This window comes from Nonomuraea sp. NPDC003707 (assembly GCF_053587055.1).
Map to the genome: position 1 here is coordinate 88,266 of NZ_JBSFNK010000030.1, position 16,368 is coordinate 104,633.

Genomic DNA, 16,368 nt, shown 5'->3' on the forward strand with positions numbered 1-16,368 from the left:
GTGTCAATGAATCAGTACTACTATTTTCTGCATTGATATGATTTTTAGAGGTGCAAGGTGACGCGGCCCACCCGCACGACCTCCGCGGAGGCGACGGCGATGCCGTCGGGAACGTTCCGTACGGCCGGGTCGACCCACACGCCGGTGTCGCGACGCCACGGCAGCAGTTCGAGCCGCACCCCCTGTCCGGCGACGTCGTCACGCCACGGCGTGAGGTCGATGTCCCAGGTGCGCCCGTGCCAGAAGTGGTCGCTGACGAGCCGGTCGCCCACGTACGCGCGGCCGGCGTCGCCGGTCCAGGTCACCCGCAACAGCACGCGGTCGGCGCCGTCGAGCACGTCACGCGGCACGTCCAGGCGCACGTGCGCCGCGCCGGAGTAGTCGGCCGGCGCGCTGAGCCGGTCCATCGGCCCGCCGCGCACCGGGTCGGGGGGCGCGGGGGCGTTCGGGTGCAGGTCCGCGGCGACCGTTCGGGCCCCTGCGCCGGACACGTTCACCGACCAGGTGCGCCACAGCCCCTCTCCACGTGGGCCGTCGAGCTCGCCGCCGTCGGCCGTCAGCCGGGCGGGCGCGGGCAGCAGGGCCACGGTGCACCGCTCGGCCTCCGACTGGATCACCAGGGCGCCGTCGAGGGCGTACACCGGCGCGTCGGACAGCACCAGCCGCTCGCGGCCCGCGACCTCCAGCCGGTACAGGCGGTTCGCGCTCGCCTCGTCGAGGACGAGGACACGCGCGCCGGGCAGGTCGACGACGCACTCCGTCCCGGGCTCGGCGACGTCCACCACCGTCGTGTCGCCGACGGACCGCGCCCCCTCGACCCGCACGTCGCCGTCGAGGACGAGCTCCACCGGCACGCCGTCGGTGGCGCACAGGACGACCAGGTCGCCGTCCTCGTCGGTGATCCGGGTGACGAGTTGCGCGGTGGCGCTGCGCAGGACGAGCCCGGGGGCGAGCGGGTAGCGCAGCGGCCACACCAGGGACACCCCGGCGGGAAGGTCGAGCGGCCTGGTCGGAACGGTGACGTCGGCGTCCTCGAACGACACCGTGACCTGGACGTCCTTCTGCGCGTCGAGCGGCCGCTTGGGCGGCTGGTACGTGGTCAGGAAGAGGTAGCCGCTGTGCCCGTCCGAACGGACGGCCCATCGCAGCTCGCCCGGGTCGTCGCTGCCGCCGCCGACGGCGACGCTCATCGGCGCGAGCCGGGCGCCTTCTCCGGCCAGCCAGAGGTGCAGGCGGCGCAGCAGGTGGTGGTGCGGGCGGATCTGGCCGTGCTCCCCGACCGGGGCGTAGAAGTCGTAGCTCAGGGTCGGCACGTCGTTGGGGTAGCCCGTGGCGTGGGACTCCTGCTCGGTGCCGTGCGGTCCGACCCGCTGGGTGCCGCCGGCGTACATGTAGTAGCCCTGCCAGATCGACCCGCTCCCGATCTTGGCCAGGGCGAGCGCGGCGACGTCCTGAGCCGTGACCAGGGGGCGCCGGTGGTAGGCGACGTGCATGCCGCCCCCGATCTCGCAGGTGGCGAAGGGGGTCGCGGCGTCGTCCTTGAGCGGGACCGCGTTGGGGTCGAGCACGATGCCGTCGAGCGCCTCGCGCAGGTCCGCGCCCACCGTCAGATCGTCGCGGACCTCGCTGTAGCGGAAATGGTGGGCCGCGAACCGGGGCCACTCCGTCTGGGAGTCCTCCCAGAATCCGTCGGAGTAGGCGCTGTAGAGCGGGAGCAGCGTCTCGGGCACCAGGGCGCCGCCCCAGCCCGTCGCGGTCCACAGGGGCACCCGCAGTCCCAGGTCCTCGGCGATGCGTCTGAGCATGGCGAGATGCTGCGGCTGGTCGTACAGCTCGTTGTCCATCTGGGCGCCCACCACGGGCCCGCCCTCGGCGTGGGTGAGGCCGGCCAGCCGGCTGATCGTCTGGGCGTAGAGCGCGCGGACCAGCTCCAGGTAGGCGGGGTCGTTGGTGCGGGTCTTGAGCCCGCGTTCGACGATCCAGTCCGGGAATCCGCCGCGGCGCGCCTCGCCGTGTGCCCACGGGCCCATGCGGACGACGACGTCCAGGCCGTGGCGTGCGGCGAGCTCGATGAACGCCCGCAGATCGAGGTTGCCGTCCCACCGGAACCGGCCGGGCTCGGGCTCGTGCGCCTGCCAGAGCACGTACGTCGCCACCGTGTCCAGTCCGCCGGCGCGCGCGTGCCCGAGGACCTCGTTCCACCGCTCGCGCGGGATGCGGGAGTAGTGGATCTCCCCGGTCACCGGGAACCAGGGCTTGCCGCCGCGTTCGAGCCACCGGCTCGTGACCTCGATCCGGTCCGACGTCCTCGTGTCGTCCCCCAGCGGGAGGTGTCCCCGGCGGGGCGGGGACTGCGGGGAGACGCGCACGGTGCGGGCCTTGTCGTTCATTGTTCTCCTTCGAGAGGGGCGTGGGCGATCGTACGGCCGGTTGACCCGGCGAGCCGATGGGCGTTTCACTGCCTCATATGGACGAAACGACGCTGCCTGAGGGGTTCGCCGGCGGACGGATGCTGGTCGTCCCCCGGCCCATGGTGCGCAGGGCGCTCGGCCGGCCCGTGACGAACCGGCTCCTTGTCACCGATACCGGGATCTTTCTCCGCGCCGCACGGCATGGAGCGGCCCGGCCCGGCGGCGCCGGACAGCACATCCTGCTGGTCTGCACCGACGGTTCGGGATGGGTCGAGACGGGCGATGGACGTTTCGCCGTTCAGCGGGGGGACGCGGTCCTCCTGCCCGCCGGAATGGCCCACGAGTACGGGGCCTCGGACACCGACCCCTGGACCCTGTGGTGGTTCCACGCCGTGGGCGCCGACGCCGCCGACCTCGTCAGCGCCGGACTGGCGGCGGCCGGTGGGATCGTCACGCATCTCCGGGATCCCGCACCCGTCGCCAGTCTCGTCTCCCAGGTGATCGACGGCCTGGACGCCGGGACCACGGGCGGCCTCGTACGGGCCGCCGGCGCGGCGTGGAACGCGCTCGCCCAGGTCGTCGCCACCGGCCGCCGTCCCCTCGGAACCTCGCTCAGCCCGGTCGAACGCGCCGTCGAGCACCTGCGCGCGACCACGCCCCAGCGCACCTCCGTGGACTCGCTGGCGGCGATGGTCGGCTTGAGCACGTCCCAGCTCGGCGCGCTCTTCCGGGAGCAGCTCGGGGTCTCTCCGCTGAAGTACCAGACGCAGCTCCGCATGGCGCGCGCACGGGAACTGCTGGACCACTCCGGCCTCGCGGTCAAGGCCGTCGCCCGCGAGGCCGGGTACGACGACGCCCTGTACTTCTCCCGGAAGTTCGCGAGCGTCCACGGGCTCGCGCCCACCGCGTACCGGAACCGCGCGCGCTGACCCCGCGCCACCCCGCGTCGTGCGGTCTACCCCACGATGACCCGGCTCTCCCACGGGCCCAGCCGCAGCGTGCCGCCGTCCGGGACCTCCGCCGGCTCCCAGCTGTGGTTGGCGACGAACCACAGCCGGCCGCCGTCGGGCCGGGTGACGCTGCTCACGCATGCCGGCGCCGAGCGCCTCCGTCACGTGCTCCTGGAAGGGCTGCGCCATCACCTCCGGATGCTGACGTGCCGGCCATTGGGGGGATGGCGTACGTCGGGGTGCCGACGATCACCTTGAGGCCGCGCTGGTGCGCCTCGTCGACCACCCGGCTCAGCGGGCGACCATACCTTCAACAAGCATACTTTTGTATTGAAAAATATTATTAATCCGTTGACACTCCTGAAACACGGGAGCCACACTGGGCCCTCACCCCCCGTTCCGAAGGAGCCCTGATGCCCATGGCCAGTTGGAGTGTTCGCGCAGGCCTGGCGGCCGGACTGGTCCTCAGCCTGCTCGGGCCCGTGGCGCTGGCCACCGCCCAGGCGGCGGCGCCCTCCCCCGAGATCCGCAACTCCGGCTTCGAGACCCCTCCCACCGGGCCGGCCGAGTTACCGGGCTGGCGCGCGGCGGGCACCCGCGGCGCGGCGACGATCGCCGGGCCCGCCCGGACCGGCGCGTTCGCGTTGCAGCACAACGGCACGCGGGCGTACACGGTCACCACCACCCAGACCGTGCGCGCGCCCGACGGGCACTACACCCTCACCGCCTACGCCCAGAGCGGCGGCGGGCAGCGCGCCAATTACCTGTTCGCCGAGCCGGCCGGTGGAAGCCAGGCCCGCACCGCGGTGCCGGTGTCGTCCGCCTGGACGGTCGTCACCGTCCGCGGCGTCGAGGTCCGGCACGGCAGGCTCACCATCGGCCTGCGCACCGAGGCTCCCCAGGGCGGCTGGACCCGGCTCGACGACGTGCGACTGACCGCCGGAGCGCCGTACGACTTCCTCGCCGGCGGCGACATCACGATGCTCAACTGGGTGGAGGACAGCGGCGGCCGGTACTACGACGAGCGCGGCCGCCGCGAGGACCCGCTGAAGATCATGGCGGAGAACGGGACGGACATCGTCCGCCTGCGCCTCTACAACGACACCGGCCCCGATCACCCGCGGGTCGGGTATCCCGGCCACTATCTACCCGAGGGCTACCAGGACGAGGAGGACATCCTCGACCTCGCCCGGCGCGCCACCCGGTACGGGATGCGGATCCAGCTGACATTCCACTACAGCGACTACTGGACGAACGGCGAGATCCAGGACATCCCCAAGGACTGGCGCGACGTCACGGGCCTGCCCCGCGACCAGGCCGTCGACAAGCTGGAGAGCCACGTCTACGACTACACCAGGTACTTCCTCCAGCGCATGGCCGCCCAGGGCACGCCACCGGCCTTCGTCTCGCTCGGCAACGAGATGCAGGGCGGGCTGCTCTTCCCCTACGGCTACTCCTACACCGCCGACGGGGCGCCGGCGCTGGCCCGGTTCCTCAAGGCGGGCTACCGCGCCACCAAGGAGGTATCGCCGGACACGCAGGTCATCATCCACATCACCGATGCCGGCGACTACGACGAGTACCGCTGGTTCTTCGGCCTGCTCAACGGGCTCGGCGTCCCGTACGACCTCATCGGCTCGTCCTACTACCCCTTCTGGACCCGTCGTGACATCCCCACCGTCGTCCGGTTCTTCGACACCATCAGCCGGGAGTTCAACAAGAAGATCATGGTGATGGAGACCGGCATCAACTGGAACCCGGTCACCCACGAAGGCCTCGAAGGCCAGCTCCACGACAACGGTCCCGTGCCCTACGGGGAGACTCCCGCCGGGCAGCGCGACTTCCTTTATGAGCTGTTCGCCGCGCTCAAGAGCGTGCCCGACGGCGCCGTGATCGGCGATCTCTACTGGGACCCGGTCATGATCCCGGCGCCCGGGGTCGGCTGGGAGGTCGGCGAGCCGAACTTCGTCAGCAACACGACCCTGTTCGACTTCACCGGCAGGGCGCTGCCCGCGCTCGACGCGTACCGCTACAACGTCGACGGCGGACGCTGACCGATCCGGGTGGGGCACGACCTCCCAGGCCCGCCCCACCCAGCATCAGCCGCTGACTAGCAGGACCGTCCCGGCATGGCCCGCCCGGTGTCAGCCAGTGACCGGCAGGGCCAGTCCGGCAGCACCGGCAGCGGAGCAGACAGCCTCGGAACCGGCCCGCGCCAGCAGGTCCAGCCCCAGCCTGGCGCGACGGACCCGCTCGATCGACAGCGCCACCGACGTGGACTCCAGGTGGCTGCCCGACGGGTAGATGTCCGGGGCATTGCGCAGGCCGAACTTCGCATACACCGGCGCCGCCAGCTCCACCAGCCGGGGCAGCTCGTAGTGTCGGACGAAACCGCCCAGGTTGTCCGGCGACTCGACATAGATGTCCAGCGGCTGGGTGACCGCACCGCGGATGGCGCGGATCTGCGCGAGTGTCAGGTCGGTCGGCAGATTGAGCGTGTCCGCCCCGAGCCCGGCGATCACCTTGGCGGTGGCCGGGTTCGCGATCGGGAGCATCACCGAAATCTTGGCCTGCATCTCCGCGGGCAGCTCCCCGCTGTCACGCAGCCGGCCGAACACCGAGAGCACACCCACGTCGGCGATCAGAACGCTGCGCACGCCCAGCTCAGCGGCCCGGCGGATCTCGTCCACCACCGCGACCAGCTGGTCCTGCCCGCGCACCGCCGGCGCCAGCCCACCCCCGGCGGGCGCGCGGCTCATCGCGGAGGTGTCCCAGCCGGCACACGGCCGGGCGAACAACGACAGCTCCACCCCGGCGTCGGCGGCCATGCCGACCATGTCGGTGATCTCGCCGTCCGTGAGCAGGCCCACCCCGCTGCCCTGCGAGACCCGGGTGACCGGGACGTCCAGCCGTTGTGCCTCGCGCAGGACGGCGGCGAGGCTGGCCGGCCCCTCCACGCTGGGGATCTCGACGCGGTATTGGGCCCCGTCGGGGAACCGGCCGGGAGACGGCGGAGGCGTGGACCCGTCGTCAGCGGGCAGCCCAAGACGGACGAGCAGCTCATTGGTGGTGGACATCGCGCTCCCAGTCCCGTATTGTTCGAAATCTCGAACAAGGTTCGGTATATCGACATGCGGAGGCTAACGATTCCGGCTCGCGGTCGTCAATGCCGGCCGATGGACATGCCGCGCCCCCCGACCAGCAGGAGACAGCGATGGCCCGGACGGTTCCGGCGGTCAACCGAGCGCTCGACATCCTCGAGCTGTTCCTCGCCGAGGACGCGCTGGCCGCCTCCGACATCACCGCCCGGCTCGACCTGCCCCGGACCACCGTCCACGAACTGGTCAACACCCTGGTCGACCGCGGCTACCTGGTCGCCGGGCCGAGCGCCCCGATCCGGTACCAGCTGGGCATGAAGCTCTTCGAGCTCGGCGGGCTCTTCGCCGACCGCCTCGACCTGGCCAGACAGGCTCAGGCGGCGGCCACCGAGGTGGCCGCCGCCTGCGACGAGAGCGTGCACGTGGCGATACTGGACGGAGCCGAGGTGGTGTACATCGCCAAGGTGGACAGCACCCATTCGGTACGCATGGTCTCCGCGGTCGGCCGCCGGCTCCCGGCGCACTGCACCGCGGTCGGAAAGATGCTGCTGTCCGCCCTGGCCCCGGACGCACTCGATACGCGCTACCCGCCCGACCGGCCCCTCCAGCCGATGACCCCGAACAGCATCACCACACCCGCCGCGCTCCGCACACAACTGGCGGAGATCCGGCAGGCAGGCGTGGCCTACGACAACTGCGAGTCCAACGAAGCGGTCGCCTGCGTCGCCGTCGGCGTGCTCGATCACACTGACCGCATGGTGGCCGCGATGAGCGTCTCGGTGCCCACCGTCCGCTGGACCGTCGAGCGCCGAGAGCAGTGGACCGACCTCGTCCGCACCGGCGCCGCCACACTCTCCCACCGCCTCGGCCACCGCTCATAATCCGTGGACGGCACCACTCTTTCGGCACGGAGCAGCCGGTGACGATCGGCCAGGCACGCCGACTCACATCTCAAAGGGCGGCGCCGGGGTCGAGGACACACCACCCGTACCCCGGAGCACGTAACCCGACCCTGCGGCGGGTCGGGTTATGTGCTCATCGGGCGTCGGTCGCGGTTAACGGCCTCCTGACCAGGTCATGCCGGGCCGGTTGCGGCTTCACCGACCGGCTTCCTCCAGCTCGACGGCGTGTTCCGCCCGGGCGGGAAGGAGCAGGGCGGTGATGACCACGGCCACGGACAGCACCGCGCCGAGGATGAACGCCAGTCGCATGCCGTCGAGGTTGGCGAGCGCCTCGGCGACCCCCTCGGCTTTCAGGGCGTCGGCGCGCGCGCTCATCACGGTGATCACGAGCGCGGTGCCGAGGGCCGCCGAGACCTGCTGGAGGGTGCTCAGGATCGAGCTGCCGTGGGAGTAGAGGTGCGGGGGAACCGCGCCGAGCCCGAGGGTGAACACCGGGGTGAAGGTCGCGGCCAGGCTCACCATCAGCAGCGCGTGCAGGCCGAGGATCTGCCAGTACGGCATGGTCATCGTGACCTGGGTGAAGCCGGCGAGCGAGAGCATGATGCCGATCGCGCCGGGGATGACCAGCACCCGGCCGCCGAACTGGTCGAACAGGCGGCCGACGGTCGGACCGAGCAGGCCCATCGCCAGGCCGCCCGGCATCACGAGGAGCCCGGTCTCCAGGGCGCTGAGCCCGCGGACGCTCTGCAGGTAGAGCGGCAGCAGGATCATCGAGCCGAGCATCGCCATGAAGGACACCGACATCAGGATCAGCGCGACGGTGTAGGTGCGGTTGCGCAGGGTGCGCAGGTCCATCAGCGGTACATCGCGCTTCTGCAACGACAGCTGGCGGAAGACGAAGACGGTGATGGTGACCAGCCCGGCCGCCACGATCCCGGCGGCCAGCCGGACGTCACCGCCCTCGAACCGGCTGAGCCCGTAGACCAGGCCGCCGAAGCCCGCCGCGGCGGTGACCACGCTGAACCAGTCGATGGTGCTGAACTGGGGCTCGCCGATGTTCTTGAGCCGCTTCAGGCCGCTCCAGGCGATCAGGGCGGCGATGGGGAACACCACGGCGAACAGCAGGCGCCAGGACCCGAACTGCAGGATCACCCCCGAGATCGCGGGGCCCATCGCGGGCGCGACCGAGATGGCCAGGGTGACGTTGCCCATGACCTTGCCCCGGTCTTCCTCGGGCACCACCTGCATCAGCGTGGTCATCAGCAGCGGCATCATCACGGCCGTCCCGGACGCCTGGATGATGCGCGCGCCCAGCAGCACCTCGAACGTCGGCGCGACGGCGGCCAACGCCGTGCCGATCAGGAACAACGCCATCGCCACCGTGTAGGCGCTGCGGGTGGACACCCGCTGCAGGAACCAGCCGGTGACCGGGATGACCGCGGCCATGGTCAGCATGAAGGCGGTCGAGAGCCACTGCGCGGTCTGCTCGGTGATGTGCAACGCGTCCATCAACCGCGGGATCGCGTTGATCATGATCGTCTCATTGAGGATGACCACGAACGTGGCGAGCACAAGCAGCCGGATCACGGCCGGGGTGCGGCCCGAACCGGCGGCCGCGGACTTGGCGGGTGAGTCGAGCTGTGGGCTGGGCACGGTACCTCTATCAGAGTTGTCGGAAATGGTGTCGTCACGGCCGGCATTCCAGCCTTGGGTCTCACGAGTAGTCGTGGTCATACACAGACTGACCTACACCACCGACAAAACTCATCGCCCCCGTCCAACATTCCGGCACGTGATGCGAAATGTCACCCGCTTTTAACCCGGGTCCCGTGTCGCCCCATGACCTGCGGCGAACGCCGTGCGCCCGTCGATCCCGGCGCCGAAGCCGGGGCGCGGCCGGTCTGCCGCCGTCAGGACGACGAGGGGGATGTTCCCGCCCCTCGTCGTCCACCTGCGGTCCGCGGCCGGACTGCGCGCCATGCCGACGACGGCGCTCATGCCGGGCGTCATGGACCATGCCTCATCGCCCCGGACGACGACCGGACGTTCGGCTCAGCCGGGCCCGTTGACGTCCGACTCGGACGCGGCCAGCAGGCGACCCGCAAGAGCCGTGAGGCTGAGCCCCTTCAGGTCGGGGATCAGGACCCCCGCGATCTCGTCGACATGCCGGCGCCAGGCGTCGGGGACGGCGGCGGCCCCCGATGCCGCGCCGCACAGCGCGCCCACCATGGCCGGCATGCTGTCGGACTGCCGGGCGACCAGCGCGGCCGAGCCGAGGGCCGTGGCGAGGTCGCCGTCGGCCAGCTCGGCCAGGACGAAGGCCGTGGGCAGGGTCTCGGCGGCCACTCCCCCATGGCTGTACACGGCCGGGCTGAGCCGCTCGACCAGGCCGGGGACGGCGTCGAAGGCCGTACGCGCCGACTCTCGGACGCCTGCCGCCCTGGCGAGGTTGCGGGCGGTCCAGCTGTTCTCGGGGAAGGCGCTGGCCGCCTCCCGCAGCGCGTCGCGGAGGGAGGCGCCGCCGACGAGCGACGCGATGGCGACGGCCATCGCCTGAGCGGCCCAGACCCCGTCCTCGGCGTGGGTGATCTCGGCATAGCGTCGCGCGACCTCGGCGGCCCCGGCCGGGTCGCCGGCGTAGTAGAGGCCGATCGACACTCCGGCGGGCACGGCGCTGTCGGAGTAGTGCATCGGGTTGTCGTTGCCGGTGGCGGGCGGCGTCAGGCCCCTGGCGCTGTTGATGATCGCGGAGCGCTCGGCGACGCCGGTCCAGACATCGGACGACATCCGCTTGCGCCATTCGGCGAAGAGCGCGGCCGAATCGTGGCCCGGCGCCTCGAGGAGCACCAGCGCGGCCATGGCCGCGGTCTCGGCGTCGTCCGTGGGAGACAGCGGGATGTCGTCCCCGATCCCGAGGGTGAACGGCAGCAACGGGCGCGAGACCCGCTGTTCGTCCAGCGCGGCCGAGAGCCGCCAACCGGCGGCCCGCGCCCAGGCCGAGCTGGCCCTGCGGTGGAACTGGGCGGGAAGGCCCGCGGCGTCGCCGGCGGCCAGCCCCAGCAGGGCGCCGGCCGCACGATTGTCCCGCGCGGCGGTGGCGTCAACGCCCATCGACGGCCACCTCCCTGAGCGCCGAGCTCTGCCGGCCGGCGTCGTGCAGCCGGTCGGCCAGGTCGACGAGGTCCGTGCCGGCGGTGGCGGTGATGCATCGTCCGCTCACGCGTGCCACCTGGGCCCGCCACCGTTCGGGGATGGCCTGGGCGCCGTGCAGGGCGCCCGCCATGGCGCCCGCGATGGCGGCGATGGTGTCGGAGTCGCGGCCGATGTTGACCCCCGCCAGCACCACCGGGGTGAAGTCCCCCCGGTGGGCGGCGAACAGGCCGAAGGCCAGCGCGATCGCCTCCGGGGCGGCATCGGCCCAGGGGTAGTGGAAGAGCGGGATCTCCGCGTACAGCGCTTCCTCCGCGGCGGCGGGTGAGCCCGCCGCCGCGGCCACGTCGAGCGCCCGGCCCACCAGCCGCGCCGACCAGGAGTCCCGTGGCAGCGCGCGCACGCCCGCGTCGATCACGTCGCGGTGGTCGTGCGCGGTCATCGCGACGGCGACGGCCGCGGCGACCGCCTGGGCGCCGAAGACGCCGTCGCGGGCGTGGCTGACCGAGGCGTCGACGGCCGCGATCCTGGCGGCCTCGTCGGGGTCGCCCATGCAGAGGATGCCGACGGGAGCGATCCGCATCGCGGCGCCGTCGCTCCACATCTCGTAGCTGTCGCTGCCGCTCTGCGGCGGTCGCAGCCCCGAACGCAGGTTGGCGAGGGCGACCATCTCGCTGAAGCCGGCGCCGTGGAAGCCGCCCCGCTGCGCCGCGACCGCGTCCAGCCAGACGTCGGCCACGTCGTCGGCGGTGATGCTCCTGCCGTGGGCGAGCAGGCCCCGGGCGCAGAGGACCGCGTACTCGGTGTCGTCGGTGCCGGCCGCGTCCTCGGTGAGGAAGTCGGTGACCCTGCCGTAGCGTGCGTGGATCTCAGCAGGTGTCATGCCTTCGGTGGGTGCGCCGAGGGCATCGCCGACCGCGAGGCCGAGCAGCGCGCCTCGGCACCGGTCCAGAGTGGTCACTCGCTCTCCAGAGTCGCATCGTTTTGCATGATGCCGCACACGCTAGCAGCGCACGCTCCCCCACGAACAGCGAGCTGCCTGGGATGACTTCTGGAAACAGGATCGTTACGCTGACCCCTTGACCGGAGCCGGGGCCGCACCCCATGCTACGACCCAAATCGATTTGCATTTGTGGGAGCGAGATGAAGGAAGCAGGCCGGCGCCCGGACATCGCCGCCGTCGCCGCGGCCGCCGGAGTCAGCGTGACGACCGTGTCGCACGTGCTGAGCGGCCGCAGACCGGTCAGCGCCCGTACCCGGGCCAAGGTGGAGGCGGTCATCGAAGAGCTCGGCTACCGGCCGAACCCGTCGGCCCGCAGCCTGCGGACGGACCGCAGCGAGTCGATCGCGCTGATCGTCCCCGATCTGACCAACCCGTTCTACCCGCTGGTCGCGGCGGGGCTGCAGGACGTGCTGATGTCGAGCGGCTACCTGCTGTCCGTCACCGACGCGGCGCTGCCCAGCCGGGCCCTGCCCGAGGTCGTACGGCACGTGCTGGCCCGCAGGGTCGACGGCATCGTGCTGGCCACCTACGGCGCCACCGATCAGGACATCGACAAGATCGCGAAATCCGGCACCAAGCTCGTACGGCTGGGCGGCCGGTTCCGCGCCGAATTCGGCGACATCGTCAGGGCCGACGACACCAGCGGCGTGCACGACATCGTCAGCCACCTGATCGACCGGGGATACCAGCGCATCGCGTTCCTCAACGGCGAGCCGCACGCGCACCCGAGCCAGATCAGGCTCGAAGGCTACGAGCGGGCGCTGCGCGAGGCCGGCCGGCCGATCCTGCCCGAGCTGATCCACTCGGGCACGTTCACCCGGGCGGGCGGCGTGGAGGGGACCAAAGTCCTGCTCTCCCGCTCGCCCCGCCCCGACGCCCTGGTCTGCGCCAACGACCTCATCGCCGTCGGAGCGCTCGACGTGACCAGGCAGCTCGGTCTGTCCGTCCCCGGCGACGTGGCCGTCACCGGCTACGACGACATCGAGGCCGCCTCCCTCATCACCCCCGCCCTGACCACAGTGCTCAACCCGGCCCGCGAGATCGGCAGGACCTGCGCACGTCTTCTGCTCGACCGGCTGGCCGGCGAGTACGACGACACGGCCCGCGAGATCGTCCTCGCCCACCGGCTCATCGTCCGCGACTCGTCCTAGCCGTCCGTAAGGAGAACCACCTTGTCCGTCAACCTCGCCCGCCGTGACTTCCTCAAGCTGAGCGGCACCACCGTGGCCGCCGGTCTGGCGCTCGCCGCGTGCGGCAGCTCGTCCTCCGGCTCCGGCAGCAACAGCGTCACCTACTGGGCCGCCTTCGCCACCCCCGACAGCGAGAAGTACTTCCGCCAGAACCTCGTCGACGCCTTCAACAAGAGCGCCAAGGACGTCCGCGTCAAGATGGACGTCAAGCAGCTCATGACGCTGGGCAACCTGACCAACACCGCGGTGGCGGCGGGCAAGGGCCCCGACGTCGTCTACGCCGACGGCCCCTCGGCCGCCCTGTCCTTCGCCAAGAGCGCCAAGACCGTGACGCTCGACGAGTACGCCACGAAGTACGGCTGGCAGGACAAGCTGCTGCCCTGGGCGTACGAAGTCAGCAAGATCGACGGCAAGCTCCACTCCGTGCCCGTCGGCTACGGCTCGCTGGTGCTCTACTACAACCCCGACACCTTCGCCCAGCACGGCTGGAAGGTGCCGACCACGCTGGCCGAGTTCGAGACCGTGTGCGCCGCCGCCAAGAGCGCGGGCCTGATCCCCGTCGGGGCGGGCAACAGCGGCTACAAGGCGCAGAGCGAGTGGTACCTGACCTGCGTGCTCAACGCCGCCGCCGGCCCGAAGGCGATCCACGAGGCGCTCACCGGCGCCCGCAAATGGGACGACAAGGTCTTCGTCGACGCCATCACCCTGTTCAAGGCGCAGATCGACAAGGGCTGGTGGGGCGGCGGGGCCGACCGCTGGTTCACCAACACCGACACCGACATGTTCACCGGCCTCGCCGCCGGCAAGGTCGCGATGTACATGACGGGAACGTGGAGCTTCGACTCGGCCGGCACGTTCTTCACCGGCGGCAAGAAGTGGGACTGGGCGCCGCTGCCCTCGCTCGGCGACGGCGTGCCCGCCGGGGTCTATCCGCTGGCGATCGGCACCACGCTGTCGATCAACGCGCGTTCGGAGAACCCGGCGGGGGCGGCCGAGTTCATCGACTACCTCATCGCCGATCCCAAGCGCATGCTCGATTTCCTCGCCACGACCGGCACCAACCCCCCGCCGCTCAAGGTCGCCGCCGACGCCTATCCGGCCGGCATGGACGAGCGGGTCGCGCGGCTGTACAAGGCCATCCCCGAAACCACGAACCTGGGCTACGCGAGCTGGAGCTTCGTCCCGCCGAAGACGGACACCTATCTCTACACGGAGTTCGACAAGGTCATCACGGGTGCGATGTCGCCCGCCGACTTCTGCGCCGGGCTGCAGAAGACCTTCGCCGCAGAGCTCGCGGCGGGCGCGGTGGCCAAGCCGTTCGCCCCCGAGTCGTGAGCGCGCCCCGTGCCCGCGCCCGGCTGACGGCCTGGCTGTTCATCGCTCCTCTGCTGCTCGTGAACCTGCTCGTCGTCGCCGGGCCCGGCCTGATGTCGGTGTACTACTCCTTCACGGACTGGGACGGCCTCGACGAGGCGCACTTCGTCGGGCTCGCCAACTACGCGACGCTGTTCGGCAGCCCCGACTTCCGCGGGGCCCTGCTGCACAACCTGCTCTGGACGGCCTTCTTCCTGGTCGTGCCGATGTCGATGGGGCTGCTCGGCGCCTTCCTGCTGTCCCGGATCAAGCGCGGCCAGCTGCTGTTCCGGCTGCTCTACTTCATCCCGTACGTGATCGCGACCGTCGTCTCGGCCGCCATCTGGCGGCAGATCCTCAGCCCGACCAGCGGCCTGGCACCCGCCCTCGGCAGCCTGGGCCTCCCCTGGCTCAACGACGTGAACTTCCTGGGTGACGGGCGGATCGCGCTCGGCGCGGTCGCCTTCATCAACAACTGGCAGTGGTGGGGCTTCCTGGTCGTGATCTTCCTGGCGGCCATGCAGTCGATCGAGCCGTCGCTCTACGAGGCGGCGAGGATGGACGGCGCCGGCAGCTGGCGCGAGTTCTGGCACATCACGCTGCCGTCGATCCGCCCGACCTTCATGTTCCTGTCGCTGATGACCGTCATCTGGTCGTTCCTCGTCTTCGACTACATCTACATCCTGACCCAGGGAGGTCCCGCCGGTTCGACCGACGTGCTCAGCACCGTGATGTACCGCGCCGCGTTCAGCGAGCAGCAGGCCGGCTACGCCTCGGCGATCGGCGTCATCCTGGCCCTGATCAGCGCGGTCACCGTCGGCGGCTACCTCTACCTGCGCCGCCGCCTGAGGTGGGAGATATGACCCGGCGCCCGTTCGCCTACCTGATCCTGACCGTCCTGGCCGTCTACGCCCTCGGCCCGATGCTGGTCTTCGTCCTGGCCTCGCTGAAGACTCCGAGCGAGATCAGCGCCAACCCCCTGGGCCTTCCCGGCGAGTTCCGCTGGGAGAACTTCGCGACGGCCTGGACCGACGCGAACATGGGCGCGGGCCTGGTCAACAGCGCCATCATCGCCGTGTCGACCGCGGCGGGGGTCTGCGTCATCTCCGGCTGCGCCGCCTACGCGCTCGGCCGGCTGGACCTGCCCAAACCTGGACTGTTCATCCTCTATCTGCTGGTCGCCAGCTCGCTGCCCATCCAGCTGTTCCTGGTGCCGCTGCTGTCCCTGTGGACGAAGATCGGGCTGTACGACAGCAGGTTCGGGCTGATCGTCATCTACTGGGCCATCTACAGTCCGTTCGCCACGTTGCTGATCCGTTCGTTCCTGCTCGCCGTCCCCAGGGAGTACGAAGCGGCGGCGCGTCTCGACGGCGCGGGAGAGGTGCGGCTGTTCACCCGGATCGTCTTCCCGCTGATCTGGCCGGGCGTCCTCACCGCGGGCCTGATCGCGGGGCTGCAGGCGTACAACGAGTTCCTGCTGGCCGTGACGTTCATCCAGGACAGCGAGAAACTGCCGGTCTCCCTGTCGCTCTACTCCTTCCAGCAGGGCTTCTCCCCCGACTGGGCGCTCGTCAGCGCGGCCGGCCTGATCATGGCCCTGCCGCCCCTGGTGCTGTTCCTGTCTCTGCAACGCCGCTTCGTCGAGGGTTACACCTCCTCGGGGATGTCGGGCTGAGCGTGCCGTAGCGCCTCCAGCAGCCGCGCGAGGGCGGACTGGGTGGCCGGCAGGTCCGCGGGGTCGTCCGAGCCGGCCAGCCACAGCGCCGCCTCGTTCATCGCGCCGGACAGCAGGTGGGTCAGCGGCGCGACCGGCTGGGGCGCGATCGTGCCCTCCTTGATCAGGTCGGTGAGCGCTTCGGCCAGGTGGCGGGCCGAGGCGGCCTCGTCCATCGCGCGCCATTCGGTCCAGCCGAGCACGGCGGGGCCGTCGACGAGCATGATCCGCTGAACGCCCGGGGCCGTGCTGGCCGTCAGGAACGCCTGGCAGCCGACGGTCAGGCGGGTCCAGAGGTCGTCGTGGACGTCGGCGGTCCGCGCCACCGTCTCGGCCACCTCCTGCTGCACCTGCTCCAGGACGGCCCTGAACAACTCGGCCTTGCTCTCGAAGAGGTGGTAGAGCGCGCCCTTGGTCACCCCCGCCTCGGCGACGATCTCCGACAGGCTCACCGCGCCGTAACCCCGGTCCGCGAACAGGCGCCTGCTCTCCCGCAGCAGGGCCTGCCTGGTCTGCTCCCGTTGCTGCGCCCGGACGCCGTGCGTCTTCATGCTTCCTCCCTTGACATGCCGATGGTACGTCAAATACACATTCACG

Annotated in this window: 15 protein-coding genes; 7 read left to right on the forward strand and 8 right to left on the reverse strand. The window is 70.9% G+C overall.

What is annotated here, in order from left to right; genetic code table 11:
- Positions 1 to 44: 44 nt before the first annotated feature.
- Entirely contained in the window at positions 45 to 2,390 is a 2,346-nt protein-coding gene (locus ACWDRB_RS49120) for a beta-galactosidase (protein WP_449906423.1), read from the reverse strand.
- A gap of 77 nt (positions 2,391 to 2,467) precedes the next feature.
- Here ACWDRB_RS49120 and ACWDRB_RS49125 point away from each other — a divergent pair, with 77 nt between their 5' ends.
- Positions 2,468 to 3,340, forward strand: coding sequence for a helix-turn-helix domain-containing protein (locus ACWDRB_RS49125; protein WP_449906426.1), 873 nt, complete (start codon positions 2,468 to 2,470; stop codon positions 3,338 to 3,340).
- A 26-nt stretch (positions 3,341 to 3,366) separates the two neighbouring features.
- On the opposite strand, the gene ACWDRB_RS49130 is transcribed toward ACWDRB_RS49125, so the two are convergent.
- Entirely contained in the window at positions 3,367 to 3,498 is a 132-nt protein-coding gene (locus tag ACWDRB_RS49130) for a Beta-galactosidase C-terminal domain (protein WP_449906429.1), read from the reverse strand.
- Between the two features lie 276 nt (positions 3,499 to 3,774).
- Between ACWDRB_RS49130 and ACWDRB_RS49135 the strand changes: the two genes are divergently transcribed.
- The gene (locus ACWDRB_RS49135; protein WP_449906432.1) at positions 3,775 to 5,415 is read left to right on the forward strand and encodes a glycoside hydrolase family 53 protein; all 1,641 of its coding nucleotides are present in this window, start codon (positions 3,775 to 3,777) and stop codon (positions 5,413 to 5,415) included.
- A 90-nt stretch (positions 5,416 to 5,505) separates the two neighbouring features.
- Here the strand turns inward: ACWDRB_RS49135 and ACWDRB_RS49140 are convergent, their stop codons facing one another.
- On the reverse strand, positions 5,506 to 6,438 hold the full coding sequence (locus tag ACWDRB_RS49140) for a U32 family peptidase (protein ID WP_449906435.1): 933 nt from the start codon (positions 6,436 to 6,438) through the stop codon (positions 5,506 to 5,508).
- Positions 6,439 to 6,575: 137 nt separating this feature from the next.
- Here ACWDRB_RS49140 and ACWDRB_RS49145 point away from each other — a divergent pair, with 137 nt between their 5' ends.
- Entirely contained in the window at positions 6,576 to 7,340 is a 765-nt protein-coding gene (locus tag ACWDRB_RS49145) for an IclR family transcriptional regulator (protein ID WP_449906437.1), read from the forward strand.
- A 216-nt stretch (positions 7,341 to 7,556) separates the two neighbouring features.
- On the opposite strand, the gene ACWDRB_RS49150 is transcribed toward ACWDRB_RS49145, so the two are convergent.
- The 4 genes from ACWDRB_RS49150 to ACWDRB_RS49165 form a co-directional block, all read right to left on the reverse strand.
- Positions 7,557 to 9,014 carry an MDR family MFS transporter gene (locus ACWDRB_RS49150; RefSeq protein ID WP_449906440.1) on the reverse strand — a complete coding sequence of 486 codons (1,458 nt, stop codon included), beginning with the start codon at positions 9,012 to 9,014 and terminating at the stop codon, positions 7,557 to 7,559.
- A 162-nt stretch (positions 9,015 to 9,176) separates the two neighbouring features.
- Complete coding sequence (locus ACWDRB_RS49155; protein WP_449906443.1) at positions 9,177 to 9,359, reverse strand: hypothetical protein; 183 nt, start codon at positions 9,357 to 9,359, stop codon at positions 9,177 to 9,179.
- A 54-nt stretch (positions 9,360 to 9,413) separates the two neighbouring features.
- Positions 9,414 to 10,472, reverse strand: coding sequence for an ADP-ribosylglycohydrolase family protein (locus ACWDRB_RS49160; protein ID WP_449906446.1), 1,059 nt, complete (start codon positions 10,470 to 10,472; stop codon positions 9,414 to 9,416).
- On the reverse strand, positions 10,462 to 11,472 hold the full coding sequence (locus ACWDRB_RS49165; protein WP_449906448.1) for an ADP-ribosylglycohydrolase family protein: 1,011 nt from the start codon (positions 11,470 to 11,472) through the stop codon (positions 10,462 to 10,464). The genes ACWDRB_RS49160 and ACWDRB_RS49165 overlap by 11 nt, the downstream gene beginning before the upstream one ends.
- A 182-nt stretch (positions 11,473 to 11,654) precedes the next feature.
- Here ACWDRB_RS49165 and ACWDRB_RS49170 point away from each other — a divergent pair, with 182 nt between their 5' ends.
- Genes ACWDRB_RS49170 through ACWDRB_RS49185 form a run of 4 tightly spaced genes read left to right on the forward strand, consistent with a single transcriptional unit; the run spans position 11,655 to position 15,732 of the window.
- On the forward strand, positions 11,655 to 12,665 hold the full coding sequence (locus ACWDRB_RS49170; RefSeq protein ID WP_449906451.1) for a LacI family DNA-binding transcriptional regulator: 1,011 nt from the start codon (positions 11,655 to 11,657) through the stop codon (positions 12,663 to 12,665).
- A 21-nt stretch (positions 12,666 to 12,686) separates the two neighbouring features.
- Positions 12,687 to 14,039: an ABC transporter substrate-binding protein gene (locus tag ACWDRB_RS49175; protein ID WP_449906454.1), complete on the forward strand. Its 1,353-nt coding sequence runs from the start codon at positions 12,687 to 12,689 to the stop codon at positions 14,037 to 14,039.
- Complete coding sequence (locus ACWDRB_RS49180; RefSeq protein ID WP_355199872.1) at positions 14,036 to 14,920, forward strand: carbohydrate ABC transporter permease; 885 nt, start codon at positions 14,036 to 14,038, stop codon at positions 14,918 to 14,920. Before ACWDRB_RS49175 ends, ACWDRB_RS49180 begins: the two co-directional genes overlap by 4 nt.
- Positions 14,917 to 15,732 (forward strand): carbohydrate ABC transporter permease, encoded by an 816-nt coding sequence (locus ACWDRB_RS49185; RefSeq protein ID WP_350735656.1) that lies wholly within the window; start codon positions 14,917 to 14,919, stop codon positions 15,730 to 15,732. Before ACWDRB_RS49180 ends, ACWDRB_RS49185 begins: the two co-directional genes overlap by 4 nt.
- On the opposite strand, the gene ACWDRB_RS49190 is transcribed toward ACWDRB_RS49185, so the two are convergent.
- A complete protein-coding gene (locus tag ACWDRB_RS49190) occupies positions 15,705 to 16,322 on the reverse strand; it encodes a TetR/AcrR family transcriptional regulator (protein ID WP_449906459.1) in 618 nt (205 codons plus the stop codon). The genes ACWDRB_RS49185 and ACWDRB_RS49190 overlap by 28 nt on opposite strands.
- Positions 16,323 to 16,368: the final 46 nt, after the last annotated feature.